This is a genomic window from Actinocorallia aurantiaca (assembly GCF_039533685.1).
In the GTDB taxonomy this organism is placed as follows: Bacteria; Actinomycetota; Actinomycetes; order Streptosporangiales; family Streptosporangiaceae; genus Actinocorallia; species Actinocorallia aurantiaca.
In genome coordinates this window covers 47,528-70,881 of record NZ_BAAATZ010000013.1, presented here as the reverse complement: position 1 = coordinate 70,881, position 23,354 = coordinate 47,528, and the positions used below count along the sequence as shown (strand labels likewise).

Sequence of the window (23,354 nt, the reverse complement as noted above, 5' to 3'; positions counted from 1 at the left end):
GGTGGCCGTCCGGAGCGGGGAGGCTTAGCGTCGGCGCATGGAGTCGATCTCGGGCGAGGCGGCCCGCACCGTGGAGGAGCGCCTCACGGCACTCGAAGCGATCGAGGCGATCAAAACGGTCAAGCACCGCTACCTGCGGGCGTGCGACCGCAAGGACCCGAAGGGGTTCCGGGAGTGCTTCGTCACCGAGGGGGCCGTGCTCGACTACGGGCCGCTCGGGGCCTTCGAAGGCGCCGAGGCGCTCACCCGGGTCTTCGAGCGGATCGCGCTGGGACGGGACGGGGACGGGCGGTACGCCGTCCTCGACATGCACCACGCGATGAACCCGGTCATCGAACTGCTCGGTGAGGGCCGGGCCGAAGGCGCCTGGAGCCTGCGGTTCCGTCAGGTCGACAGGGTCGCGCGGACCGAGAAGGTCAGCGCCATCGAGTACGACGACCGCTACGAACTGGAAGACGGGCGGTGGAAGATCCGGTCTTCCCGCGTGACGGTGTTGTGGGAGATGATCCGCCCGCTGGCCGAAGGAACCTCTTTTCAAGGGAGTCACGCATGAGCGTCGCGGGTGAAGGACGGGTCGCGCTGGTCACCGGCGGGAGCCGCGGCGTCGGGGAGGGCATCGCGGTCGGGCTGGGCGAGGCCGGCTGGACGGTCGTCGTCTCCGGGCGGAACGAGAGGCGGCTGGCCCGCACGGTCGAGCGGGTGGAGGAGGCCGGCGGGCGCGGGCGGGCGGTCGTCTGCGACCACGCCGACGACGCGCAGGTCGAAGCGCTGATCCGGAGCGTCGAGGAGGAGCACGGACGGCTGGACCTGCTGGTGAACAACGCCTGGGCGGCCCCGGCGGACGTGGACCACGAACGGCCCGAGCCGTTCTGGGAGCGGCCCGTGTCGGACTGGGAGCCGCTCATCGGGATCGGGTTGCGCGCCCACTACGTGGCGAGCCGCGCCGTCGCGCCCGGGATGGTCGCACGGGGCGCGGGGATGATCGTCAACATCTCGTCGGTGGGCACCCGCGCCTACCTGCACTCCACCCTTTACGGCATCTCCAAGGCCGGGCTGGACAAGATGACCCACGACACCGCTCTGGAGCTGCGAAAGCACGGAGTCACGGTGCTGTCCCTGTGGCCCGGCCTGATCCGCACCGAGAAACTGCTGGCCAGCGGCAGGGAGACGGTCTTCGGCGTCTCCATCAAGGACACCGAGACCCCCGAACTCCAGGGAAGGGTGATAGCCGCCCTCGCCGCCGACCCCGACATCCACCGGCGCACCGGGCAGGTCGTCATCAGCGCGGAGGCGGCGGTCGAGTACGAACTCTCCGAACCTGGCGGCGGAACACCGATCTCGCCCCGGAAGATGTTCGGCGGCGGCCCCGTCTTCCCGCCTCTCCCCTGACGAACGCGCCAGGGGAGAGGGCCCCGCGTGCCGTGCCCGCGGCACGCGGGGTCGGTGGCCGTCAGACGGGCAGGACCCGGAGGGCGGGGTAGCGGGGGGAGTTCAGGTAGAGCTTCTCGGTGCTGTGCTCCTTCTCCAGTTCGAGGACGAAGCGGTAGCGGTACAGGCCCGGGTGGGCCGTGCTCATGACGGCGCCGGCCCAGTAGTAGTAGACGGCCGTGTACTTGTGGCGCATGCGGTCGGGGGCGCCGTAGATCTTGAGCTCGGTCATCATGCGGCGCTCGGCGACGTCGTCCTCGTCGCCCTTCTCGATGTCGAGGAAGACCAGGTTGTTGATCTTCGGCATGGGGGGCCAGGAACCGTCGGGGCGGCGGTGCATGTCGATCGGGCGGATGATCCAGTTGATCACCTGGCCCTGCTTGCAGACGGTCTCCAGGTGGTCGGTGCCCTGGCCGACGCCGCCGATGCTGTTGTCCATCATGTACAGGCAGCCCTCGAGGGACTCCTGGGCGGCGGCCTTCTCCATGTCGATCAGCGTGACGACGTTGAGCTGCACCGAGTTGAGCTGGCCACGGCCGGAGAAGTCCTCGGCTGCGTACGACTGGGTCACTTCACGGGCTCCTTCGCTTGGGCGGCGCCGACCAGGAACGAGGACGCGTCGGCGGTGTACGGCTCGGCCACGCCCCCCAGCAGGAAGGACAGGCGGTAGGAGACCGGCTTGACCAGGTCCCGCTTGACGGTGGCGGTCCAGAAGACGATGTCGGTGCCGGGGTAGACCTTCTGGACGGGGTCGGCGACCCGCCGGTCGATGTCGATGCCGGCGAGGGCGACGAACGTCTCGCACTCCAGCGGGATGACGTTCCACAGCAGGACGTCGCCCTTGCGCACCCCGGTCCGCAGCTCCGTGGTGCCGAAACCGGTCGAGCCCGAGGTCCGGTTGGTGTCGTAGAGGTACAGGTTCTCGTCCAGGTTCCCGGACGCCAGCGCGGCGACGGGGTCGACCACCGAGGTGATCGTCACAGGCCGGGCGGCGCGTGGTTCCGGGTTCGTCGTTGGGGGCATGGTGCTCCTCCGCTTCGGTGTGCTCGGCTCGATCACGTTCAGAGGACGGGCGGGAACGCCGGGATCGGCAGCGGGCCCAGCCCGGCGCCGGTGAAGGCGTTCCGCTTCGGGTCGCTCGTGATCTTGAGGGCGGACTCGCAGACGAGGTCCACCGACTCCCAGACCAGCTCGTCGTCGCGCTCGACCAGCTCGTGCAGCTGGACGTGCATCGTGTACGGGTAGATCCCGGGCCGGCTGGTGTCCACGGTCGCCGCCCAGTACCAGCCGTCGTAGACCATGTCGGGCGACCCGTACTGGGCCGGGTACATGATCTTCTCCGTGACGGCGGGACCGGTGATGTCCGTGATCACCGGAGCCGGGTAGTTGTAGGTGTTCGCCGCGTCCGCCCCGGCGACCTGGCCGGTGGCGTCCAGCACCTTGCCCGTGGTGAGGCCGCGGATGCCGCTGGACCGCCTGGCCCTGCGGCCGACCTGCTCCTGGATGCGCCCCGCCCCGGCGCCGTCCGCCGGATCGAGGGCGGCGAGACCCGCCAGGGCCTCCCGGTCGGTCTGCCTCGCCTGCTCGGCGAGGTAGTTGCGCGGCACCGTCGGGGGCACCGAGCCGAGCGCGGCGGGCAGCCAGTTCAGCACCTGCTCGGTCGCCTGGGAGCCGTCGAGGAAGTAGGCGCCGGGAACGGCGGTCGCCAGGTTCCCGGTGCCGACTCCGGTCGAGCCGAGGAACTTCATGTTGTCGAACCAGTAAGCGTTCCCGTCGAGCGAACGCTCCTGGAGGGCGTTGTCGACGTCGATGAGCACGATGATCCCATGCTGTTGGGCCATGAATCCGCCTTCCGGGTCGGGTGGTTCACACGCGCAGCAGCGCGGGCGAGTCGATGTGCAGCACGCTGTCGGGGCCTTCGTGGACCTTGATGGAGAGCCGGTACCGGTAGGGGACGCCCGGCGCCATGGTGTCGGGCACGACGCCCTCCCAGACCAGCAGGTCGTGGTTCTCGAACCCGTTGGAGTCGAGGGCGCTCGGCGCCGCCGCCGGGGCGGCCCGGACGTCGGTCGCCGTGGCGGTCGCGTCGCCCGCGTAGACGGGCACCGCCGCGTAGACGGGCACCGCCGCGTAGCCGGGTACCGCCGCGGGCTCCGGCCGCGCCGGCGCCGGGACGGCCGCCGCGTCCGCGCCGAGGAACTCGATGTTCAGGATCTCGACCGGCGTCTGCACGTCGATGTGGATCGGGGTCCAGTGGACGACCTGGCCCGGGAGGACCGCGGTGATCAGGTCGGGCGTGCCGAGGTGCCGGCTGCCGAGGTCACTGTCGTCGACGAGCGACAGGTTGCCGTCGTGCAGCGTCCGGTCGGACAGCGCTCCGACGGCGTCCACCATGACGACGATGCTGATCTTCGGTTTCACTGCGTCTCCCATTCGGGTCGGGAACTGCGAGGGATGGGGTCACATGCGGTCCCGGACCAGCGGGACCTTGCCGACGGACGTCCGCTCGATCTCCTGGGAGCCGCGGGGCACGAACGTCACGCGGAAGTCGTATCCGGAGGCCTCGATCGACTCCGGGGTGGCCTCGCGGTCGTTGAACAGCGAGAGGGAGCGCGGCAGCGCGGCGGCGAACAAGCCCCGCCATCCGCCGGGGCCGAGGGCCGACTCCGCCTTCTCGGCCAGGCGCTCGGCGTCGTCGGCGGCCACCAGCAGGACGAGGAGCCTGCTCCCCCGGTGGTTGACGAACTGGACGTCGAGGGCGACCCGGTCCAGGTCGACGCCGGCGACCCGGTGCAGTTCGGCCCGGAGCGACGCCTGGGCGACCACCGCCGAGTACTGGCTGTCGTTGAGGTGCAGCGTGTCGCCGCTGCGCCCGGCGAACTCGAACCGGCCCGTCTTCAGCCCCTGCCCGTCCAGCGGCGCCCTGCGGACCACCCGGTCGCCGAGCTTGAGCCGCAGCAGCGGGGTCTCGTGCGCGTGCAGGCGGGTGACGACCAGCTCGCCCTCCTCCCCCTCGGCGACCGCCCGGCCGTGCTCGTCGACGATCTCGACGAGGTGCAGGCCCGGGACCGTGGAGAGCTCGGGACGCTCGTGGTCGAGCTGCAGCCCGACGCACTCGGCCTGGGTGGCGGCGAAGTAGCTGAGGATCGAGACGTTCGGGTAGACCGCGCGGAGCTCCTCCTGCTTGCGCTGCGGGATCAGGCCGCTGCCGTACATGGCGACCCGGAAGCTCTCGCGGGCGTGCGCGGGCATGCCCGCGCCCAGCTCGCTGAGGAACCCGATGCCCGCGGAGATGCCCATCAGGGCCTTGGAGCCCGGATAGGAGAACATGTGCTCCAGCACCGGCGCGGTGACCGGCCCGGCCCCGATGTAGTTGATGCCGGGCACCTGCGCCAGGACGCCGCCGACCATCGTCCCGCTGCTCCACATCTGGTAGTCGGCCAGCGTGGTGTACAGCCACCGGGGTCCGGCGCCGCCCAGGTAGCGGCTGAGCTGGTAGGCGCCCATGAACGCGCCGGAGATCCGGTAGGTGTCGCGCAGCTCCCGCAGCGAGTAGACGATCTCCAGCGGCTGCCCGTCGCTGGTGCCCCCGCTGGCGACCACCTCGAACCCGCCGTGCTCGATCGGCACGACCATGCCCGCGCGCGCCCCCATGAACATGTCGCGCTGGACGGTCTTGTCCGACAGCGGGATCCGCTCCCACTCCGCCGGGTCGGCGGGCGCCTCGGTGACGCCGAAGTAGTGCAGCCGCTCCCGCCACAGCGGGTTGAGCAGCGCCGTGTTGACGATCTGCTGGAGACGGCGCATCACCAGCGCGTCCTGAACGTCCTGCCGGATCTCGCAGTAGGGGGCGCCGACGAGGCGCGCGCACTCCTCCAGCTTGTCGGCGAACGGGGGCAGGACCGCGACCTGCGCCGCCGAGCGCGGGCTCAGCTCCTCAGCGGGGATCAGCCGCTCGGCCAGTTCAGCGGCGTCGGGTCTCGTCATCGTCGTGGTCATCGCTGGTCTCCGTCCTTCTGGTCGTCGCGGGCCGCGTTCTCGCGCAGCACCCGCTGTCCGGTCGTTCTGATCTCGGTGATGAGCATGGCCAGGTGTTCGGCTCCGATCCGGTGGTTCATCAGCACGACGCGCAGTGCCGCGACGCCGTCGAGGTCGACCTTGGAGATGAAGAAGCGCCCGTCGGCGCGCACGCGGTTGCGGATCGCGAGCTGGAGCCGGTGCAGGGCCGTCCGGTCGAGGCCCGCGGGGTCGTACCGGAAGCAAAGGATGTTCGCCTCCGGCTCGTGCAGGACGGTGAAGTCCGGCTCGGCCCGCAGCATCCGGTGCGCCTGCCCGGTCATGGCGCACAGGTGGTCGATCTTCCGCGCGAACAGCGCCGGCCCGTAGACCGACCAGAGCGTCCACAACGGCATGATCATCGGGCGTTTGGTGCATTCGAGGTTCTTGTCGCCGCTGTCGAAGTCGCTGTAGACGTCCGGCTCCTCGTCGAACACGTAGCTGGCGCGCTGCTGGAACGCTCCGCGCGCCGCGTCGCCGTCCCGGTAGAAGAGGAGCGTGCACGGGGCGGGCACGAACAGCATCTTGTGCGCGTCCCAGGTCAGCGAGTCCGCTTCGGCGAGCCCGCGCAGCCGGTCGCGGTGCCGCTCCGACACCAGCAGGCTCGCGCCGTGGGCGCCGTCCACGTGCAGCCAGATGCCGCGCGGGCGGGTCAGCGCGGCCAGCTCGTCGAGCGGGTCGAACGCGCCCATCGAGGTCGTCCCCGATGAGGCGACCAGGCAGAACACCTTCAGGCCGCGCCGGGCGGCGGCGTCGAGGACGGGGACCACGCCGTCAGGGCGGATACGGCCCTGCCCGTCGACGGGGAGCCGGACGATCTGCTCCTCGCCGATGCCCAGCACTCCGGCGGCACGGCTCACGCTGTAGTGGGCCTCCTCGCTGATCGCGACGGCCGGACGGCCGCCCTCCTCCGCGACGCCGCGGGCCCAGATGCCGGGGAAGGCCCGGTTGCGGGCGGCCAGCAGCGCGGTGAGGTTGGCCAGCGAGCCGCCCGAGGTGGTCACCATCGCGAACTCCGCGGGGTCCCAGCCGATGAGGCGGTTGAGCTCCTCGGCCATGAGCCGTTCGGCGACGTTCGGCAGCTGGCCCGCCTCGTAGAACGACGACGGCTGGTTGGCCACCGAGCTCACCAGGTCCACCAGGCCCGCCAGCGGCACCACTCCGGAGAACTGCCGCCCCATGTACCCGGGCGAGTGCACCTGGATGCCGGTGTTCAGGTAGAGGTCGACGATCTGGCCGAGCCGGCCCTCGTCGAAGTCGGCGACGCGTTCGCGCTCGTCCGTCATCAGTTCCCGTGCGGCCTTCATCAGCACCGCCGGCTCGACCAGGTCGAGCCCCTTGACCGCGGAGTCGTCCAGATACCGCCACAGCCTCAGGGTGCACTGCGCGGCGGCCTGGTGAAAATTCAGCGGATCGAACACCTCGGCCAGATCCCCGTCGACCGAATTCCATTTCTCGCCGTTCCCCGAACCGCCGTCCGCTATTTGCATTCTGGCGAGTGAATCCGTCACAGGCGGAGGCCTCCTCACGATCACGTACCCGGAAATGTGGAACAGGTCGCATCGTAGGCACTCCCGGGCCGGCCGTGACAGCCCCGTGGCCACCTACGGACTACCTGGTCAAAGGGGGTGTCCGTAAAGAATGTTCGAATGCTGTCCGACACGCGTAAATTAATCACGACAACATCGGCATACTGGTAAAACTACCCTAGAATAAAATAGACATAGTGAACAATTCACCCAATCGACCGTTCTTTTCGGCCGCCCAAGCCAAAAACACCCTCACTTTATGAGCACCGGAAAGGCAATTCCCCAAGGCGCCCGCCCCGTGTTAAGGGGAGACCCGACGGATCCGTTTTCGTCACCCCGTCGGCCTTCTGGAAGAAAAATGTGAAGGAAGATCCGGCCGGTCCCCGGATGCATTTCCCCGGCCCCCTCCCCTCCCGGAGCGCCGTTTCATTCGCATCCGCCGCGCAGGCGGACGGCGGCCTCGCCCGGAGCCCCCGGCCGAAGACCGAACGTCGGCCTCGCCCGCCTCCCGGGCCTCCCGTTCACCCGATGCCGCCCGGCACCGGCCTGGCCGGGGTGCTGGGGACTCTGCCCTGGTGGAGCGGCCGGCACGCCGACCGCTGACCGCACGTCCTTCCGGGCGTCTTCGGCGGTACTCACGCGCCCGGGGAGGCGGCGCCTTCTTCCGGGCGAGGAGAGAAGCGGGTGACCGCGGGGGCCAGCCAGCGGTTGAGGAAGCGGGTGAGGTCCTCCGGGGAGCGCGGAGGGCGGCCGGGGTCGATCATCAGCGACTGGACGAGGCGCAGGAGGTATTCGACGAGCTCGTCGAACTCCTCCTCCCCGTATCCCAGGGCGTCCCAGTCGACGGGGTAGCGCCGCAGTATGGCGCGGCCGAACTCGAACGCGGTCGGAGAGGTGATCCCGACGGTGAAGAGGTCCGCCCGGTCCACGGCCAGCAGGAGGGACAGGCGGGGGTCTTCGGGCAGGTGCCTCAGGATGTACACGAGGCCCGCGACGACGATCTCACCCGGATCGGAGAGCGAGGCGCAGTGCTCGGCGACGCGGTCCAGGAAGGGCTCGACCGACGCCACCGCGCTCGCCAGCAGGAGGTCCGTGGTGCTGGGGAAGTGCCGGTAGACCGTCTGGCGGGTCACCCCGAGTTCGGCCGCCACGTCGGACAGGCTCGTCTTGGCCGGTCCATAACGGTCCAGGCAGCGGTTGGCCGCCTCCAGGATGCGCTGCCGCGCCTCCTCCTCCGTGCGCGGAGGCTGTCCCTTCCACCCTCGACCGGCCATGACCTCAGTATGGCAGCCGGATCCCTATTGCCATACATCATCCATAATTTGTATGTTGCATGAAACCCGTGGGAAACACGGTCGGCGACCCACCCCCTGTGTGAGACATCAGAGAGGATGTACACGATGAAGACGAAGGCCGCGATCCTGTGGGGCCAGAACGAGAAGTGGCAGATCGAGGAGGTCGAGCTCGACCCGCCGAAGGAGGGCGAGGTCCTGGTCAAGCTCGTCGCCACCGGTCTGTGCCACTCCGACGAACACCTGGTCACCGGTGACATCCCGATGCCCCTCCCGGTCATCGGCGGTCACGAGGGCGCCGGCGTCGTCGTCCAGACCGGTCCCGGCGTGACCGAGGTCGCCGAGGGCGACTCGATCGTCTTCAGCTTCATCCCCTCATGCGGCCGCTGCTCGTACTGCGCGCGGGGCATGCAGAACCTGTGCGACCTGGGCGCGCACCTCATCAACGGCCCGCAGCTGGACGGCACCTACCGCTTCCACGCCCGCGGCCAGAACATCGGGCAGATGTCCCTGCTGGGCGCCTTCGCCGAGTACACGGTCGTCCCGATCGCCTCGGTGGTCAAGATCGACAACGGCTCCCCGCTGGACAAGGCGGCCCTGCTCGGGTGCGGCGTGCCCACCGGTTACGGCAGCGCCGTGCGGACCGCCGAGGTCAAGGCCGGCGAGACCGTCGTCGTGCAGGGCATCGGCGGCATCGGCGCCAGCGCCGTCCAGGGCGCCCGCATCGCCGGAGCGCGGAACATCATCGCCATCGACCCGGTGGAGTTCAAGCGCACCAAGGCCCTAGAGCTGGGCGCCACCCACGCCGTGGCCAGCGTCGAGGAGGCCGGCCCGCTGGTCGTCGAGCTGACCCGCGGCAACATGGCCGACTCCTTCATCATCACCACCGACCGCGCCGAGAGCTCCTACATCTCCCCGGCCCTCGACCTGGTCACCAAGCGCGGCAAGGTCATCGTCACCGCCGTCGCCAACTTCGCGAACGCCGACATGAGCGGCAACCTCTTCATGCTCACCATGCTGGAGAAGCAGATCCGCGGCTCGCTCTACGGCTCCTCCAACGCCCACCACGAGATCCCCCGCCTGCTGGAGCTCTACAAGACGGGCCAGCTCAAGCTCGACGAGATGATCACCAAGGAGTACACCCTGGACGAGGTCAACCAGGGCTACGAGGACATGCGCAACGGCACCATCCTCCGCGGGGTCATCCGCTTCTGACGGCCGCGACGCCCCGGGCTCGGAATCCGGTGGATTCCGAGCCCGGGTTCGCGGGGGCGCCCGCCGCGGGGCGGGTCAGGGGGCCGTCACGGGTAGTTCGGGTTGTTGCTGTCGGGGATCTCGATGCTGATCTCCTGCGCCTCGGACAGGAAGAGCAGCGCGAACTTGCGCAGGAACTCGTCGAAGGTCCAGTAGGCCGCCGGCGCCAGGGGGAAGGGGAGCAGGCCCTCTCGGACGGCGATGAACGGGCCCCAGGCGGTCTTGAGGAGGTTGTCCCACAGCAGGTAGCGGGGGATCTTCAGCCATCCGGCGATCTCGTCCCCGAGCAGGAAGCGGGTGAACGCGCCGAGGATGGGCTTGCTGAGGATGGTGCCGTCGATCTGGGCGCCGAGGCCGAGCAGGATGTCGGCGAGCTTGATGCCCTCGGGGGTGGGGGCCAGGAGCGTGTCCAGGGACTGCTTGGCCTGGGACTCGGCCGCGTCCCAGGAGGCGGGGATGTACTCCTCCTTGATGCCGAGCATGTACGCGGTCAGCTGCCACGAGTGCAGGAAGGCCGCGGCCTCGTTGGCGGGGATCGGCACCTTCCAGTTCTTCAGGTGCCGCATGACGGTCGTGGGCAGGCTGTGCCAGGTGACCATCAGGTCCATCTGGCTGATCGGGACCGCTTCGTCGGCGACCTTGTCCCAGTACGGGGACTTGGGCAGCAGGTGGCGCACCGCGGCGTGCGCCAGCCGGGTCTTGACGCAGGTGACGATCATCGAGCCGTCGGGCTTGAAGGCGTTCGCGGTGCCGATGTCGTACCCGAGCTTGGCGGTCTTGGAGATGCGGTCCTTCATGTCCGCGCCGCCCTGGGAGTAGTAGACCGCGCGCGCCTCCCTGGGGATGACGGTGCTCATCATGCCGCTGGCGAAGCCGTAGAGCACGCCGAGGTAGAGCCCGCGCTTCTCGTTGAACCGGAAGGCCGTGTCGAGCTTGCTCGGGTCGGACCACGCCGGCAGCTTGCGGGCCTTCTCCATGAAGGCCTTCAGGTCCGCGGGCAGCCCGGCCGGCAGCGCCTGGCCGTTCTTCGTCCAGGTCCGCAGCAGCGTGTTGACCCTGGGCACCTCGCCCCGCTGGATCAGCGAGGCGACCAGCTGGTCGGCTTCCGGGTCCCACACCGTCCGCGGGTCGGCGCCGGCGCCCGCGCCGACCACCGAGCCCATGGGGGACCAGGTCCATGCGGGGGTCGCGACGCTCAGTGCGCCGAGCGCGCCGAGCGTCCCACCCGCCATCAACAATCCTCGTCTGCTGGGTGTCTCCATTCCTTGCTCCTCCTCGGAACCGAGAGCCCTGATACTATGAAACACTGCTTGCATCCACGTATCATTGCTCGTGGCCCTCATGACAACACACTGTGGCGGACATCACAAGGCCTATTCGTGGGAGGCTGTGGGAGATGTATGCGGAATCAGCCGTTCCGGAGGAGACCATGGAATCCGCTCTGCCCTTCCTAGCGACAGACCAGGGCCAGGACTCTCTGATCGAGCGCGCGTACACCGACGCCGTCGAACGGATCGACGACACCGACGAGACCCGCGCGCGCATACTCGACGCGGCGTACGAGCAGTTCTGCCGGATGGGCATCCAGCGGTCCACCATGGAGGACGTGGCCCGGCGGGCCGGCGTCTCACGGATCACGGTCTACCGGCGGTTCACCACGAAGGACGCGCTGATCGAGCAGGTGGTGCGCCGGGAGTTCCGCCGCTACTTCGACCGGTTCCTCGTCGAGATCGAACAGGCCGAGACCGCCGCCGACCGGGTGGTCCTGGGCTTCGTCAGCTCGCTGCGCGCCATCCGGGGCAACCCTCTGATCGGCGGCATGATCGCCACGGAACCGGACGTGGTCGTGCCCTCCATGATCAGCGACGGGGGGCGGACCCTCGCCACCGTGCGCCAGTTCGTCGCGGGCCAGCTCCGCTACGAGCAGCGCGCCGGCAACGCGCCGGACGACCTGGACACCGACCTCGTCGCCGAGATGATGGTCCGGATCTCCGCCTCCTTCCTGGCCGTCCCCAGCCACCTCGTCGACCTCGACGACGACGAGCAGCTCGCCGAGCTGGCCCGGCGGTTCCTCGTGCCCATGCTGGAACCGCCGGGCCCGTCGGCGGCCTGATGCCGTGAGCCTCACGCGCCCGGGCCGGAGCCGCGCAGCCAGTCCTCGAAGCGGGTCGTGGTCAGGGTCGCGGCGCCGTCGTCGGGGATGAGGCTGCGCTCCCGGAGTTCCGAGCCGAAGTAGGGGGCGTGCGGGTCGGCGACGACCTCGCGGGGGTCGCCGTTCGCGTTCAGGACCTCGCGGATGAACTCGTCGAAGCGGAACCGCTCGGGGCCGGCCACCTCGAGCGTGCCGTTCAGGGGCGCGCCCACGGCGACCCCGCAGACCGCCTCGGCGACGTCCTCCGCCGCCATGGGCTGGAAGAGCACGGAGGGCATCCGGACCGTGCCGTCGGAGGCGGCCGCGGTGTCGGCTATGCCTTTGCCGAACTCGAAGAACTGGGTCGCCTGGACGATCGAGTAGGGGATCCCGGAGCCCTTGATCAGATCTTCCTGGGCGATCTTCGCGCGAAAGTAGCCGTTGTCCGGCAGGCGACGGACTCCCACTATCGAGAGCGCGACGTGGTGGCCGACGCCCGCCGCGGCCTCCGCGTCGAGGATGTTGCGCGTCGACGTCTCGAAGAACTCCAGCACCGCCGCGGCCTCGAAGGACGGCGAGTTCGACACGTCCACCACCACCGAGGCTCCTTCCAGGGCTTTGGCCAGCCCTTTCCCGGTGAGCGTGTCGACTCCGGTGCGGGGCGAGGCGGCCACGGCCTCATGCCCCCGCCCGGTCAGCCTCCGCACGACCTTCGAGCCGATGAGCCCGGTGCCCCCGATGACCACGATCTTCATGTCCGTCCCCCTGGTTCGGTTCCCCGCCGACCGGGCGCGGGGCCCTCGGCCCTGCGCGCCACGCCACCGGCTGGGAGATCCCTACCCGGGAAAGGCCGGAAACAGAGGTCGCGGCGGTGAGCAGCTCGCGCCCGGTCCAGCCGCAACCGATTCGGTAAGGGGAAACACTATTCCGCTGAGGGAAACGACTGGTATCAATGGGCTCCTACACGGGAACATTCCTGGAGGTGAGAGCTTGCGCTCCATCCGTCCCTTCGCCATAGCCACCGCGTGCGTCCTCGCATGCGCCGGAGCCATCCCGGCCCTGGCCGAAGACCGCGACAAGTCCCCGAAGCCGGTCTCGTTCACCCGGCACACCGTCGACGCCGCACTGCCCGGCGCGGCGTTCTCCGTCGCCGCCGACGTCGTCGGGAACCGGAAGAAGGAGATCGTCGCCACCGGTTTCGGGACCATCGTCCCCGGCGCTCCCGCCCCGTACGGCGAGGTCGCCGTCTACGCCCTCGGCGATTCCATCGACGCCTGGACCAAGACCCGCGTCTTCGGGCCCGAAGCCGGGATCCGCTACCCCAACGAGCCCGCGGTCGCGGACTTCGACCGCGACCGCGACATGGACATCGCCGTCCCCGGCGGCTTCTTCCAGTGCGGACCGCAGCTGTGCGGCTCGCTGACCTGGTGGGAGCAGACCTCCGGAGACTGGAAGCGGCACGACCTCGTCGCGCCCGGAACCCAGCCGCTCTTCTACCACCGCGCCGTGCCGGTCGACTTCGACAAGGACGGCAGGCTCGACCTGGTCACGATCGGCGAGTCCTTCCCCGGCCCCGTCTCGCTGATCGAGGGGCAGGCCCCGTCCAACGCCTGGATCCAGGTCTTCAGGGGCGTGCGCGGCGGCGGTTTCTCCACCACCCCCCTCACCCTCGGTCCGGGCGGCGGAGCGCTGCCCGAGGTGGCCGACGTCGACCGCGACGGGGACCTGGACGTCGCCAGCGCCCAGTACTTCCAGTCCGGCGCGTCCTACGTCTGGCTGGAGACCCGCCGCAAGGGCAAGTACGTCCCGCACGTCATCGACGCCACGCAGGGCAAGTCGATGCAGATCAAGCTGGTCAGGAAGCTGGACGGCCGCAAGGACGTGTGGGTGGGGTCCAACCACACCAACACGTCCTTCCCGCCCGGCTCCACCGACCCGGCGTCGCAGATCGTCACCTTCGACGTGCCTCGCGACGAGACCGAGGCCTGGACGCCGACCGCGGTCTCCAGCGGGATCGTCTCCCGGGGCCGTCCCGGCCAGGCGGCTCCCGGCGTGTTCGGCGACGGCGACATCGACGGTGACGGCGACGTCGACCTGCTGGTGTCGGGCGACGGCGACCCGCGCCTGTTCTGGCTGGAGCAGGCGAAGAACGGCACGTTCACCACGCACGTGCTGGCCGAGGCGCACGGCCAGGCGGGCGGCGCGATCGTGGCCGACTTCGACCGCGACCGCCGCAACGAGCTCGCCTTCTCGGTGTACGAGCTGAACGCCGTCTACGTCTGGACCCGCAGCGGCGGCGGCGACAAGCCCGCCCTTCGGCGCTGACGCCGGACGGGGGNNNCCCTTTCACCGGACTCAGGTTCTGGGTTCCGGTTCCGGGTCGCGGGATTCGGCGGGGGCCGGCACCCGGGCGGCGGGGGACGTCTCCCTGCGCTCCAGCTCGACCTTCGGAAGGAGCCGGGCCAGGGGCGACGGGAGCCACCAGGCGCGGGCGCCCAGGAGCTGCATGACGGCGGGGACGATCATGCAGCGGATGACGACGGCGTCCAGGAGGACGGCGGCGGCCAGGCCCAGGCCGAACTGCTGGAGCATGCGGGTGGGGCTGAGGACGAAGGCGGCGAAGACCACGATCATGATGGCCGCGGCGGCGGTGATGACCTTGCCGGTGGCGGCCAAGCCCGCGCGGACGGCCTCGGAGTGGTCGCGGGTGCGCTCCCATTCCTCGTGTATGCGGGAGATGAGGAAGACCTCGTAGTCCATGGACAGGCCGAACACGATCGCGAAGATCATGACCGGGAGGTAGGCCTCGATGGGGCCTTCGGGCACGCCGAACCAGCCGTGCTGGAAGACCAGGACCATGGTGCCGAGGGCCGCCGCCACCGACAGCAGGTTCAGGACGGCGGCCTTGACGGGGATCAGCAGCGAGCGGAAGACCAGCAGCAGGAGCAGCGAGGACAGGCCGACGACGACGGCCACGAACAGCGGCATGCGTGACGCGACGGCGTCCGCGAAGTCCTGGGTGGCGGCGGTCGGTCCACCGACCAGGTAGCGGGCGTCGTGCTCCGCGGCCAGCGAGGGCAGGACGTCGTCGCGGAGCCGGTGGACGAGGTCGGCGGTGGCCTCGTCCTGCGGGGCGGTGTCGGGGAAGGCGATGAGCGTGTGCAGCCTCCCGTCCTCGGTGGGTCGCGGCGGGACGGTCGCGGCGACGCCGTCGGTCCGCTCCAGGGCGGCCCGCAGGTGCCGGGCCGCGTCCTCGCCGCCCTGGACGACCAGGACGAGCGGGCCGTTGAAACCGGGTCCGAAGCCGTCGGCGAGCAGGTCGTAGGCCTTCCTCGTGGTGCTCTCCGGCGCGTTGTTCCCGGCGTCGCCGAAGCCCAGACGCAGGCCCAGCGCCGGTGCCGACAGCGCCAGCAGCGCGATGGCGGAGACCAGGAGGGCGGCCAGCGGGCGTCGTTGCACGGCGGCGGCGAGCGCGTGCCAGCGGCGGCCCTCCCGCCTGCCCTTGGCCTCGGCCTTCGCGGCGCTCTTGCGCACGTGGCGCTGGATGCGGCCGCCGAAGAACGCCAGCAGGGCGGGGAGCAGGGTCAGCGAGGCCGCCATGGTGACCAGGACGGTCAGGGCCACGGCCAGCGCGACGCCCTGCAGCGAGCCGAGGCCGAGGACGACCAGGCCGAGCAGCGCGATGATGACGGTGCATCCGGCGAAGAAGACCGTCCGGCCCGCGGCGTCCAGAGCGGTACGGGCGGCGGTGCGCGGATCGTCGCCTTCGAGGAGCTGGTGCCGGTACCGGTAGAAGATGAGCAGGGCGTAGTCCACGCCGACGCCCAGCCCCACCAGCATCATGATGGGCGGGGTGAAGTCGGCGATCGTGAAGACGTGGGACGCCAGGGCGATCAGGCCGAGCGAGCCGCCCACCGCGAAGACCGCGGTGACCAGCGGCACCGCCGCCGACAGCAGCGAGCCGAAGAGCAGGACGAGGATGACCAGGGCGGCGAGCATGCCCGCCCCTTCGGCGCCCCCGCCGCCCGACTCCTCCGAGTTCTGCACGGGCCCTCCGCCGAACTCGAGACGCAGCCTGTCCCCGGCGGCCGAACGCGCGGTGTCGATGAGTTTCTCGACGTCCTCCGCCGGCACGTCCTCGGACTCGCCGTCCAGTGCGACCGAGGCGTATCCGATGGTGCCGTCCTCCGACAGCGCGCCGTCATACGGGCCGCGGACATCGGTGACGAAGGGCAGCCCCCGCACCGTCGTGAGCATCCGCTCGACGCGCGTCCGGTCGTCCTGGAGCCCGCCGTCGTCCTGGAGGACGATCTGGACGCTCGCGCCGGCCTGGACGGCGCCGTGCCGTTCCATCAGTTCCAGGGCGGCCTGCGAGTCCGTGCCGGGGAGCGAGAAGTCGTTCTGGTAGGAGTCGCCCGCCGTCTGCGCGCCTGCGGTGACCACCGCCACCGTGAGGATCCACAGGAGGAGGGCGCTCCAGCGGTGCCGCTGCGCCCAGGAGGCGAGCCGGGCGGGTCGTCCGCCCTTCGTCGTCGCCATGGCTACCGGCCCTCCTTCCGCCGCGTCGCCCGCAGGGCCGCGAGGCAGCCCAGCACCGCGCAGACCGACGGGACTCCGACGATCAGGGCGACCGGTTCGCCGTCGCCGACGGGAGGCCGTCCGAGGACGACCACGAGGAGTGCCGCGACCGCGTCGAGCAGGAGAAAGCCGGCGGCCCCGCCGCCGAGCAGACCGACGAGCCCGTTCCGGGCCCTGGCATGGACTTGAGTTGTGCGCATGCCGTCCAGGGTCTGCGGACGGCTCCTCCGGAGGCATCGGCCCGGAGGCGTCACCCGGCCTACTCCCCCGGTCGCATGCCGGCCCGGGGGATACTCCGGAAGGCGTCAGCCGCCGAGCCGGCCCGGCCGCACCATGCCTGACTCGTAGGCGAGGATGACGAGCTGGGAGCGGTCCCGGACGTTCAGCTTGGTCAGGATCCGGCTGACATGGGTCTTGGCGGTCGCCGGGCTGAGGACCAGACGGGCGGCGATCTCGTCGTTGGTCAGCCCGGCGGCGACCAGCTCCATGACCTCGCGCTCCCGCGCGGTGAGGGCGTTGAGGGCGGCGGGAGCGGCCTCCGGAGGCCTGACCCGCCCGGCGAACTCGGCGACGAGCCTCCGGGTGACCGACGGGGTGATCAGGGCGTCTCCCCGGTGGGCGACCCGCACCGCGTGCAGCAGTTCGTCGGGGTCGGTGTCCTTGAGCAGGAAGCCGCTGGCCCCCGCCCGCAGCGCGCCGTACACGTAGTCGTCCAGGTCGAAGGTGGTGAGGATGACGACCTTGACGCCGTCCAGCCGCGGGTCGGCGGCGATGCGCCGGGCGGCCTCCAGGCCGTCGGTGCCGGGCATGCGGATGTCCATGAGGACCACGTCCGGGCGCAGCTCCCGGCAGACCGCCACGACCCGGTCGCCGTCCCCCGCCTCGCCGACCACCTCGATGTCGTCCTCGTCCTCGAGGATCGACCGGAATCCGGCGCGCACCAGGCGCTGGTCGTCGGCCAGTACCACCCTGATCATCCACGTGCTCCGTTCTCGTGGGGCAGGCGGGCCCGCACCGTGAAGCCGCCGCCCTCGCGCGGGCCCGCGGTCAGGTCTCCGCCCAGGGCGCGGGCGCGTTCGCGCATGCCCGTGATTCCGGTGCCGGACGTGTCCTCCGCCGGGCCGCGCCCGTCGTCGGCGACCTCCACCGTCACCAGCCCGTGCTCGTGCTCGACGCTGATGACGACCCCGCCGGCCCGGGCGTGGCGGGTGACGTTGGTGAGGGACTCCTGGACGATGCGGTAGGCCGCCAGATCGACCTGGGTCGGCAGCGGGACGGGCTCGCCGGCGACGCGCGTCCGCACGTCGAGTCCCGCGACGCGGGCCGACGCCACCAGGTCGCCGAGCCGGTCCAGTCCCGCGGCGGGCGCGGTGGGCGCCTCCTCGCCGGCCTTCCGGAGCACCCCCAGGGTGGCCCGCAGTTCGCGCAGCGCCTCCCCGCTGGAGTCCTTGGCCGCCTCCAGCGCCTCCTCGGCCTGGGCGACACCGCGCTCCGGATGCTTCGCGAGACGGCGCAGCGCCGCCACCGACTGGACGTTGATCAGCGACAGGTGGTGGCCGACGACGTCGTGCAGTTCGCGGGCGATGCGCAGCCGCTCCTCGGTCGCCGCCCGCCGCTCCCGTTCCAGCGCGTGCGCCTGGTTGCCGTACCGCAGCCATCCGATCGCGACGACCGCCACCAGCCAGCCGGTCAGCATGAACAGGGCGACGCCGTTGACGTCCTCGTTCCCCCACAGCGTTCCCGCGCCCGTCGCGATCACGGTCGCGGAGCCCAGCCCGACGGCCGCCCGGAGGTGCCCTTCGGCGGCGACCCAGTACAGCGCCACGACGAGCGCGAGCAGCAGCGGCCCGTCATAGGAGCTGACGAGGTAGTAGGAGATGACGGCCACCAGCACGAGGCCCGCGACGGCGACCGGCCTGCGCCGGCTGAAGCACAGCGCCGCGCACGCCACCGCGATCAGCGACCATCCGAAAGCCGTGACCCCCCAGGGTTCGAGCCTCGCCCCGACCAGCGACCGCATGCTGCCCAGCCCCACCAGGACGAACACCAGCCCGGCGACCGAGGCGTCCGCCCCGCGCCCCCACGGGCGTCCCCGCGGACGGAAGGCCCTGTTCACCATGCCCGACATCCTACGAAGCCCGTGATCGACCGGCTTCCTCCATGAGACCGATCCTTCTCCGCCCGTCCGTAGACCGCAGGAGTACGGCGTCCCGCCGCCTGCACCTCGGGGAGTACGGCGGGATCGCCCGCGAGCCCTGAGCCGTGCGGCGGGTGAGCCCCTCAGTTCTGGTCGTGGTGGCGGGGGAGGCGGACGACGGTGACGAAGAACTCGTCGATCTTGTGGATGGCGGCGATGAACTGGTCGAAGTCGACCGGCTTGGTGACGTAGGCGTTGGCGTGCAGGTGGTAGCTGCGCAGGATGTCCTCCTCGGCGGAGGAGGTGGTGAGGACCACGACGGGGATCATGGACAGCTCGGGGGTGGTCTTGATCTGCTCGAGGACCTCGCGGCCGTCGCGCTTGGGGAGGTTGAGGTCCAGGAGGATCAGGTCGGGGCGGACCGCGTCGGCGTGGTCGCCCTGGCGGAACAGGAAGTCCAGGGCCTCGGCGCCGTCGCGGACGACGTGGAGCCGGTTGCCGATCTTGTTGGTCTCGAACGCCTCGCGCGTCATCAGCTCGTCGCCCGGGTCGTCCTCGACCAGCAGGACCTCGATGGGCTGGATCTCGGAAAAGGTCACGAGACACTCTCCTCAGCGGCCGCGGGTACGGCGACCGGCTCGTTCTCTGGTACGTCGGTCAGGGTGAAGTGCAGGCGGGTGCCGTCGACGTGGTCGGTGTCCAGCCAGATCCGGCCGTCGTGGTACTCGATGATCTTCTTGCACAGGGCCAGGCCGATCCCGGTGCCGGAGTAGGCCTCGCGGCTGTGCAGCCGCTGGAAGATCACGAAGACCTTGTCGGAGTACTCCGCGGGGATGCCGATGCCGTTGTCGGTGACGGTCAGCAGCCAGCTGCCCGCCTCCTGCTCCTCGCACTCGATCTTGATCTCGGGCACGGTGTCGGGCTTGCGGAACTTGATGGCGTTGCCGACCAGGTTCTGCCACAGCATCGTCAGCAGGGTCGGGTCGCCCGTCAGCTGCGGCAGCTTCTCGGGACGCTCGATGCGGGCGCCGGTGTCGGTGATGGCGCTGTTGAGGTTGGTCAGCGCCCGGTCCAGCACCTCGTCCAGCTCCAGCGGCCGGCGGTGGCTGTTCATGCGGCCGACGCGCGAGAACGTCAGCAGGTCGTTGATCAGGATCTGCATGCGCTTGGCGCCGTCGGTCGCGAACGCGATGTACTGGCGGCCCCGGTCGTCGAGCTGGTCGTTGTAGCGGCGCTCCAGCATCTGGCAGAACGAGGCGACCTTGCGCAGCGGCTCCTGCAGGTCGTGGCTGGCCACGTAGGCGAACTGCTCCAGCTCGGTGTTGGAGCGGCGCAGCTCCGTCGCCTGGGAGTCGAGGTCGGACGCCTGCTTGAGCAGCAGCTTCTCGCGTTCGGTGGCGGCGTCCAGCTCCTCGACGAGCCGGGCGCGCATGGCCTCCACCGCCTGGCCGACGTCCTGGACGTCCACCGGTCCGTGAGAGGGGATCGGGTGGGTGAAGTCGCCCTCGGCGGCCCGGCGGGAGGCGATGCGCAGCGAGTTGAGGGGGCGCACCACGGTGAAGTGGAGCAGGGTCGCCAGCGCCACCCCGACGATCAGGAACACCGCCAGCATGGCCAGCAGCAGCCAGTCGCGCAGCTGCCGGGTGTCGGCCAGGTCCGAGCGGGCCTCGGTCTGCGTGCGCGTCAGATTCCGGTTCTGGACGTCCCAGGTGGCACGCAGGGCGTCGAAGTTGGTCTTGCCCTTCGCGGTGTCGGGCTTCTCGACCGCGCCGCCGTTCGCCTCGGCCCGGGCGAGGACGGGTTCGGCGTACTCCTCCCGCCAGCGCTGGGCGGTGGCGGCGACCTGCTCGAGGTCCGCGCGCAGCTGCGGCTCGTCCTTCACCAGCTCCCGCAGCGTTTCCAGGGTCTCCCGCTCGCCTTCCAGCCCCGACGTGTACGGGGAGAGGAAACGCTTGTCGCTGGTGAGGACGTATCCCCGGAACCCGGTTTCCTGGTCCCGCTGGAACGCCTGGAGCTGGGCGGCCTGCACGTGCGCCGGCATGATCTGGGTGGTCAGGCGGTCGGAGGCGTCGGCGGTGCGGTCGAGCAGCGCGTTCACGCCCAGTGAGGCGGCCAGCACCAGCAGCGCCAGCAGCGTCAGGGCCAGGCGGAACGAGGAGGGAACGGTCAGACCACGGCGGCGCGACCGATCCGTGTCGCCGAGAGAGGTCATGGTCGATTCCGTTTCAGGTACAGGACGGCGACGTCGTCGGCCAGTCCGCCGTAGGGGGCCGAGGCGTCCTCGGCCCCGGTGATCAGGGAGTCCACGAAGTCGTTGCTCCTGCGATGGGCGTGGCTCCGGGCCAGGTCCAGCAGTCCGGGGGCGTCCAGGCGCTGTCCGTCCGCGTCGATCCGGCCCTCGAAGAGCCCGTCGGTGAACAGAGCCATCCCGACCTCGTCGTCGAACGGCACCACGTGCTCGCTCCAGGTGTCCAGGCCCGGGATCATGCCCAGGGCCAGGCCTCCCTCCGGCTCGTACCACTCCACCCTGCCGGGGGTGTGCAGCAGCAGGCCGGGGTGCCCGGCCCGCATCACCCGCGCCGCCGGCTCGTCGGGGAGGACCGTCACGCTGGTCGCGGTGACGAACACCTCGGGCTCGTCGCGCTCGGCGATGAGCAGTTCCTCCAGCAGCTGCAGCAGCCGGACGCCCCGCACGCCGGACAGGATGAACGACCGCCAGGCCACCCGCAGGCACACGCCCAGGGCCGCCTCGGCGGGACCGTGCCCGGCCACGTCGCCGATGACCGCGTGCACCCCGTCGTCGGCCTCCACCACGTCGAAGAAGTCGCCGCCCAGCACCGAGTAGTCGCGGCCCGGCCGGTACCGGCTGACCACTTCCAGCTGGGAACCGGTCACCAGGGGGCGCGGGAGCAGGCCGCGCTCCAGACGCGCGTTCTCCTCGCTCCTGATCCGTTCGGCCTGCAGCTGCGAGGCGGTCTGCTGGACCTGCCGGCGCTGGACCGCGTACCGGATCACCCTGCCCAGCCACAACGGGTCGACCTGGCCCTTGGCCAGGTAGTCCTGCGCGCCGGCGGCGACCGCCGCCAGGCCCGCCTGGGCCTCGGCCAGACCGGTCAGCACGACCACCGCGGCGTGGGGTGCCCACTCCAGCAGCCGGGTGACCGCGCTCACACCGTGGGCGTCGCCCAGGTGGAGGTCCAGCAGCACGCAGTCCGGCGCGTCCTTGCCCGTCAGGTGCGCCCGCGCCTCGCCCAGCGACCGCACCCAGGTCAGGCGGACGGCCATCTCGCAGTCTTCGAGCAGGTCCTCCACCAGGACCGCGTCTGCCTCGTCGTCCTCCACCAGCAGCACGTGGACCAGGCCCGCCGGCACCCGCAGGCCGGGCGACACGTCGGCGAGGTCGGGCGGCAGCCCCGGGGGCAAGGACACCGAGGCGGGCTCGGGGGGCATCGGTCGTCCTCTCGTTTCACACGGCTCGCGCGATGACGGGCATCGTCCAATGGTTCATGCCGCCGGGGTCCCCGATGCGTACACGATCGTCCTTACGCGGCCTATAGGAGCTTATGTCTTTAGCACTAGTGAAGCAGACCGGTCCGACCCGGACGCAATACAGGTACTCGGCGCCGCCCGGGCATGGACGGTGCGTTCTCAGCCGAACCCGGGAAGTCACTCGACCGTGTCCCTCCGGAGGTTCCGACCGAGCGCGACACCTTACCTTCCCGGAGCCCATATACGGAGCGATTGATTCTGTACCGGTCTGTAATCGGCGACGAGACTCACGGCACACCCGACGGCCGCGTTCATGCCGGGAAATCCCTGAAGGGGCCGCGGCCCCGTGAACGCCCGGTCAGGCGGGGCCGGTGCCCTCGCCGAAGGCCCCGGAGTTCCAGAGGAAACGCACATGGGCGACCATTTGGGGAGCCACGGCGCGCAGGGTCTCCCGGTCGTTCTCCGCCACCGGGATGGTGACGAGGTTCTGGAGGGCGGCGACGACCATACGGCAGGCCAGCAGGCCCCGCTCGTCTGTGACGCCCAGCATGCCGGCGTGGAGGTCGACCATCATCGACTGGATCACGCGCCGGTGGGCGGCGGCCTCCGGGCCCGCGGCGAAGGCCTCGATCAGGCAGATGTGGGTGGAGGCCCACTCCTTCTCGAGCCATTCGAAGTAGATCGCGAGGGCCCGCTCGTAGCGCTCCAGCGGACCGCCGTCCGTGCCGAGCGCCTCGATCCCGGCCAGGACCTCTTCGGTGAGCAGCCCGCTCGAACGCTTGAGGGCCGCCAGGAAGCAGTCGAGCTTGGAGTCGTACAGCCGGTAGAAGCTCAGCCGCGACACCCCGGCACGCTTCAGGACGTCCTCGACGGAGGTGGCGACGTACCCCTTCTCCGACATGACCTCGGCCATGGCCTTGCACAGCCGTTCGCTCTGCAGTCGCGCCACCTCTTCCAGGGGCAGCGCGTTCCTCCCCCGGGGCAACCGGCGTGACGTGGACATACGCTCACTTTAAGACAGTCGGTGACCCTCTCCAACACACCGCGCCCGCCCGGCGGGAGGAACGCGCGCCCGCGGCCGGGGCACGGGCGCGCGTCGAATTCTCTTTTCGAAAGGGAGAACAGTTCGACCGACCCATCGGGTGCATATCACATTAAGTGACCTATCTGTCACAGAAGTGGACGGGTGCGGAGAGGAGCTCCCCCCGTATACTCGCCGCCCTAATAGGGCTTTTTATAAAAAAGCTGCCGATGTGTCATGCCCTGCCCGGGCCGCGAGGAAGCCGGGCGCCGGTGGTCGGCGGACCGAAGAGAGCGCCTGCCCGGGGCCCCGGAAGGCCGATCGAGGGAAACGATGTCGGATTTCTGGGGAGAGAACAGCACCGGCGGCGACGGCTTCTGGAACGACGGGGAGGGCGGACGGCGGCGTGGCGGCGGCCGGTCCGCGACGGTCGACCCGC

The 23,354-nt window shown here is 70.4% G+C and carries 22 protein-coding genes; 5 read left to right on the top strand and 17 right to left on the bottom strand.

Annotation, left to right across the window (positions count from 1 at the left end; translation table 11 throughout):
* The first annotated feature begins 37 nt into the window (after window positions 1-37).
* Complete coding sequence (locus ABD327_RS18320) at window positions 38-553, top strand: nuclear transport factor 2 family protein (RefSeq protein WP_344451668.1); 516 nt, start codon at window positions 38-40, stop codon at window positions 551-553.
* On the top strand, window positions 550-1,389 hold the full coding sequence (locus ABD327_RS18315; protein ID WP_344451667.1) for an SDR family NAD(P)-dependent oxidoreductase: 840 nt from the start codon (window positions 550-552) through the stop codon (window positions 1,387-1,389). The genes ABD327_RS18320 and ABD327_RS18315 overlap by 4 nt, the downstream gene beginning before the upstream one ends.
* 61 nt (window positions 1,390-1,450) lie before the next feature.
* Here the strand turns inward: ABD327_RS18315 and ABD327_RS18310 are convergent, their stop codons facing one another.
* The 7 genes from ABD327_RS18310 to ABD327_RS18280 all read right to left on the bottom strand — a co-directional run bounded on the left by ABD327_RS18310 (window position 1,451) and on the right by ABD327_RS18280 (window position 8,287).
* Window positions 1,451-1,999: a hypothetical protein gene (locus ABD327_RS18310; protein WP_344451665.1), complete on the bottom strand. Its 549-nt coding sequence runs from the start codon at window positions 1,997-1,999 to the stop codon at window positions 1,451-1,453.
* Window positions 1,996-2,451, bottom strand: a complete 456-nt coding sequence (locus ABD327_RS18305; RefSeq protein WP_344451664.1) for a hypothetical protein — start codon at window positions 2,449-2,451, stop codon at window positions 1,996-1,998. Before ABD327_RS18305 ends, ABD327_RS18310 begins: the two co-directional genes overlap by 4 nt.
* Before the next feature lie 38 nt (window positions 2,452-2,489).
* Window positions 2,490-3,269, bottom strand: a complete 780-nt coding sequence (locus tag ABD327_RS18300; protein WP_344451663.1) for a hypothetical protein — start codon at window positions 3,267-3,269, stop codon at window positions 2,490-2,492.
* A gap of 25 nt (window positions 3,270-3,294) precedes the next feature.
* Complete coding sequence (locus tag ABD327_RS18295) at window positions 3,295-3,849, bottom strand: hypothetical protein (RefSeq protein WP_344451662.1); 555 nt, start codon at window positions 3,847-3,849, stop codon at window positions 3,295-3,297.
* Window positions 3,850-3,888: 39 nt separating this feature from the next.
* On the bottom strand, window positions 3,889-5,427 hold the full coding sequence (locus tag ABD327_RS18290; protein WP_344451661.1) for a phenylacetate--CoA ligase family protein: 1,539 nt from the start codon (window positions 5,425-5,427) through the stop codon (window positions 3,889-3,891).
* The gene (locus ABD327_RS18285; RefSeq protein WP_344451660.1) at window positions 5,424-6,974 is read right to left on the bottom strand and encodes a pyridoxal phosphate-dependent decarboxylase family protein; all 1,551 of its coding nucleotides are present in this window, start codon (window positions 6,972-6,974) and stop codon (window positions 5,424-5,426) included. The genes ABD327_RS18290 and ABD327_RS18285 overlap by 4 nt, the downstream gene beginning before the upstream one ends.
* Before the next feature lie 674 nt (window positions 6,975-7,648).
* On the bottom strand, window positions 7,649-8,287 hold the full coding sequence (locus ABD327_RS18280) for a TetR/AcrR family transcriptional regulator (RefSeq protein ID WP_344451658.1): 639 nt from the start codon (window positions 8,285-8,287) through the stop codon (window positions 7,649-7,651).
* Between the two features lie 126 nt (window positions 8,288-8,413).
* On the opposite strand from ABD327_RS18280, the gene ABD327_RS18275 reads away from it, so the two are divergent.
* A complete protein-coding gene (locus ABD327_RS18275) occupies window positions 8,414-9,520 on the top strand; it encodes an NDMA-dependent alcohol dehydrogenase (protein ID WP_344451657.1) in 1,107 nt (368 codons plus the stop codon).
* Between the two features lie 86 nt (window positions 9,521-9,606).
* On the opposite strand, the gene ABD327_RS18270 is transcribed toward ABD327_RS18275, so the two are convergent.
* Window positions 9,607-10,791 (bottom strand): oxygenase MpaB family protein, encoded by a 1,185-nt coding sequence (locus ABD327_RS18270; protein WP_344451656.1) that lies wholly within the window; start codon window positions 10,789-10,791, stop codon window positions 9,607-9,609.
* A gap of 197 nt (window positions 10,792-10,988) precedes the next feature.
* On the opposite strand from ABD327_RS18270, the gene ABD327_RS18265 reads away from it, so the two are divergent.
* Window positions 10,989-11,672 carry a TetR/AcrR family transcriptional regulator gene (locus tag ABD327_RS18265; RefSeq protein WP_344451655.1) on the top strand — a complete coding sequence of 228 codons (684 nt, stop codon included), beginning with the start codon at window positions 10,989-10,991 and terminating at the stop codon, window positions 11,670-11,672.
* A gap of 11 nt (window positions 11,673-11,683) precedes the next feature.
* On the opposite strand, the gene ABD327_RS18260 is transcribed toward ABD327_RS18265, so the two are convergent.
* Window positions 11,684-12,445: an SDR family oxidoreductase gene (locus ABD327_RS18260; RefSeq protein ID WP_344451654.1), complete on the bottom strand. Its 762-nt coding sequence runs from the start codon at window positions 12,443-12,445 to the stop codon at window positions 11,684-11,686.
* 235 nt (window positions 12,446-12,680) lie between these two features.
* Between ABD327_RS18260 and ABD327_RS18255 the strand changes: the two genes are divergently transcribed.
* Window positions 12,681-14,015, top strand: coding sequence for an FG-GAP repeat domain-containing protein (locus ABD327_RS18255; protein ID WP_344451653.1), 1,335 nt, complete (start codon window positions 12,681-12,683; stop codon window positions 14,013-14,015).
* 30 nt (window positions 14,016-14,045) lie between these two features.
* Here ABD327_RS18255 and ABD327_RS18250 read toward each other — a convergent pair whose 3' ends face one another.
* The 8 genes from ABD327_RS18250 to ABD327_RS18215 all read right to left on the bottom strand — a co-directional run bounded on the left by ABD327_RS18250 (window position 14,046) and on the right by ABD327_RS18215 (window position 22,897).
* Complete coding sequence (locus ABD327_RS18250) at window positions 14,046-16,229, bottom strand: MMPL family transporter (protein ID WP_344451651.1); 2,184 nt, start codon at window positions 16,227-16,229, stop codon at window positions 14,046-14,048.
* Window positions 16,230-16,231: 2 nt separating this feature from the next.
* Window positions 16,232-16,468: a hypothetical protein gene (locus ABD327_RS18245; protein ID WP_344451649.1), complete on the bottom strand. Its 237-nt coding sequence runs from the start codon at window positions 16,466-16,468 to the stop codon at window positions 16,232-16,234.
* Window positions 16,469-16,573: 105 nt separating this feature from the next.
* Window positions 16,574-17,245 (bottom strand): response regulator transcription factor, encoded by a 672-nt coding sequence (locus ABD327_RS18240; RefSeq protein WP_344451648.1) that lies wholly within the window; start codon window positions 17,243-17,245, stop codon window positions 16,574-16,576.
* Complete coding sequence (locus tag ABD327_RS18235) at window positions 17,242-18,387, bottom strand: sensor histidine kinase (protein ID WP_344451647.1); 1,146 nt, start codon at window positions 18,385-18,387, stop codon at window positions 17,242-17,244. Before ABD327_RS18235 ends, ABD327_RS18240 begins: the two co-directional genes overlap by 4 nt.
* Before the next feature lie 161 nt (window positions 18,388-18,548).
* Complete coding sequence (locus ABD327_RS18230; protein WP_425547153.1) at window positions 18,549-18,938, bottom strand: response regulator; 390 nt, start codon at window positions 18,936-18,938, stop codon at window positions 18,549-18,551.
* Window positions 18,939-19,000: 62 nt separating this feature from the next.
* The gene (locus tag ABD327_RS18225) at window positions 19,001-20,617 is read right to left on the bottom strand and encodes a sensor histidine kinase (protein WP_344451645.1); all 1,617 of its coding nucleotides are present in this window, start codon (window positions 20,615-20,617) and stop codon (window positions 19,001-19,003) included.
* Window positions 20,614-21,855, bottom strand: a complete 1,242-nt coding sequence (locus ABD327_RS18220) for a PP2C family protein-serine/threonine phosphatase (RefSeq protein ID WP_344451644.1) — start codon at window positions 21,853-21,855, stop codon at window positions 20,614-20,616. The genes ABD327_RS18225 and ABD327_RS18220 overlap by 4 nt, the downstream gene beginning before the upstream one ends.
* 397 nt (window positions 21,856-22,252) lie before the next feature.
* Complete coding sequence (locus ABD327_RS18215) at window positions 22,253-22,897, bottom strand: TetR/AcrR family transcriptional regulator (RefSeq protein WP_344451643.1); 645 nt, start codon at window positions 22,895-22,897, stop codon at window positions 22,253-22,255.
* Window positions 22,898-23,354 lie beyond the last annotated feature (457 nt).

Excerpts from the sequence above, each read along its gene's own strand:
- ABD327_RS18275 (WP_344451657.1), top strand. The coding sequence starts at position 8,414 with ATGAAGACGAAGGCCGCGATCCTGTGGGGCCAGAACGAGAAGTGGCAG.
- ABD327_RS18270 (WP_344451656.1), bottom strand. The coding sequence starts at position 10,791 with ATGGCGGGTGGGACGCTCGGCGCGCTCGGCGCACTGAGCGTCGCGACC.
- ABD327_RS18215 (WP_344451643.1), bottom strand. The coding sequence starts at position 22,897 with ATGTCCACGTCACGCCGGTTGCCCCGGGGGAGGAACGCGCTGCCCCTG.
- ABD327_RS18285 (WP_344451660.1), bottom strand. The coding sequence starts at position 6,974 with ATGCAAATAGCGGACGGCGGTTCGGGGAACGGCGAGAAATGGAATTCG.
- ABD327_RS18320 (WP_344451668.1), top strand. The coding sequence starts at position 38 with ATGGAGTCGATCTCGGGCGAGGCGGCCCGCACCGTGGAGGAGCGCCTC.
- ABD327_RS18315 (WP_344451667.1), top strand. The coding sequence starts at position 550 with ATGAGCGTCGCGGGTGAAGGACGGGTCGCGCTGGTCACCGGCGGGAGC.
- ABD327_RS18265 (WP_344451655.1), top strand. The coding sequence starts at position 10,989 with ATGGAATCCGCTCTGCCCTTCCTAGCGACAGACCAGGGCCAGGACTCT.
- ABD327_RS18225 (WP_344451645.1), bottom strand. The coding sequence starts at position 20,617 with ATGACCTCTCTCGGCGACACGGATCGGTCGCGCCGCCGTGGTCTGACC.
- ABD327_RS18300 (WP_344451663.1), bottom strand. The coding sequence starts at position 3,269 with ATGGCCCAACAGCATGGGATCATCGTGCTCATCGACGTCGACAACGCC.
- ABD327_RS18240 (WP_344451648.1), bottom strand. The coding sequence starts at position 17,245 with ATGATCAGGGTGGTACTGGCCGACGACCAGCGCCTGGTGCGCGCCGGA.
- ABD327_RS18230 (WP_425547153.1), bottom strand. The coding sequence starts at position 18,938 with ATGACGCGCGAGGCGTTCGAGACCAACAAGATCGGCAACCGGCTCCAC.
- ABD327_RS18235 (WP_344451647.1), bottom strand. The coding sequence starts at position 18,387 with ATGGTGAACAGGGCCTTCCGTCCGCGGGGACGCCCGTGGGGGCGCGGG.
- ABD327_RS18250 (WP_344451651.1), bottom strand. The coding sequence starts at position 16,229 with ATGGCGACGACGAAGGGCGGACGACCCGCCCGGCTCGCCTCCTGGGCG.
- ABD327_RS18280 (WP_344451658.1), bottom strand. The coding sequence starts at position 8,287 with ATGGCCGGTCGAGGGTGGAAGGGACAGCCTCCGCGCACGGAGGAGGAG.
- ABD327_RS18260 (WP_344451654.1), bottom strand. The coding sequence starts at position 12,445 with ATGAAGATCGTGGTCATCGGGGGCACCGGGCTCATCGGCTCGAAGGTC.
- ABD327_RS18220 (WP_344451644.1), bottom strand. The coding sequence starts at position 21,855 with ATGCCCCCCGAGCCCGCCTCGGTGTCCTTGCCCCCGGGGCTGCCGCCC.
- ABD327_RS18245 (WP_344451649.1), bottom strand. The coding sequence starts at position 16,468 with ATGCGCACAACTCAAGTCCATGCCAGGGCCCGGAACGGGCTCGTCGGT.
- ABD327_RS18290 (WP_344451661.1), bottom strand. The coding sequence starts at position 5,427 with ATGACCACGACGATGACGAGACCCGACGCCGCTGAACTGGCCGAGCGG.
- ABD327_RS18305 (WP_344451664.1), bottom strand. The coding sequence starts at position 2,451 with ATGCCCCCAACGACGAACCCGGAACCACGCGCCGCCCGGCCTGTGACG.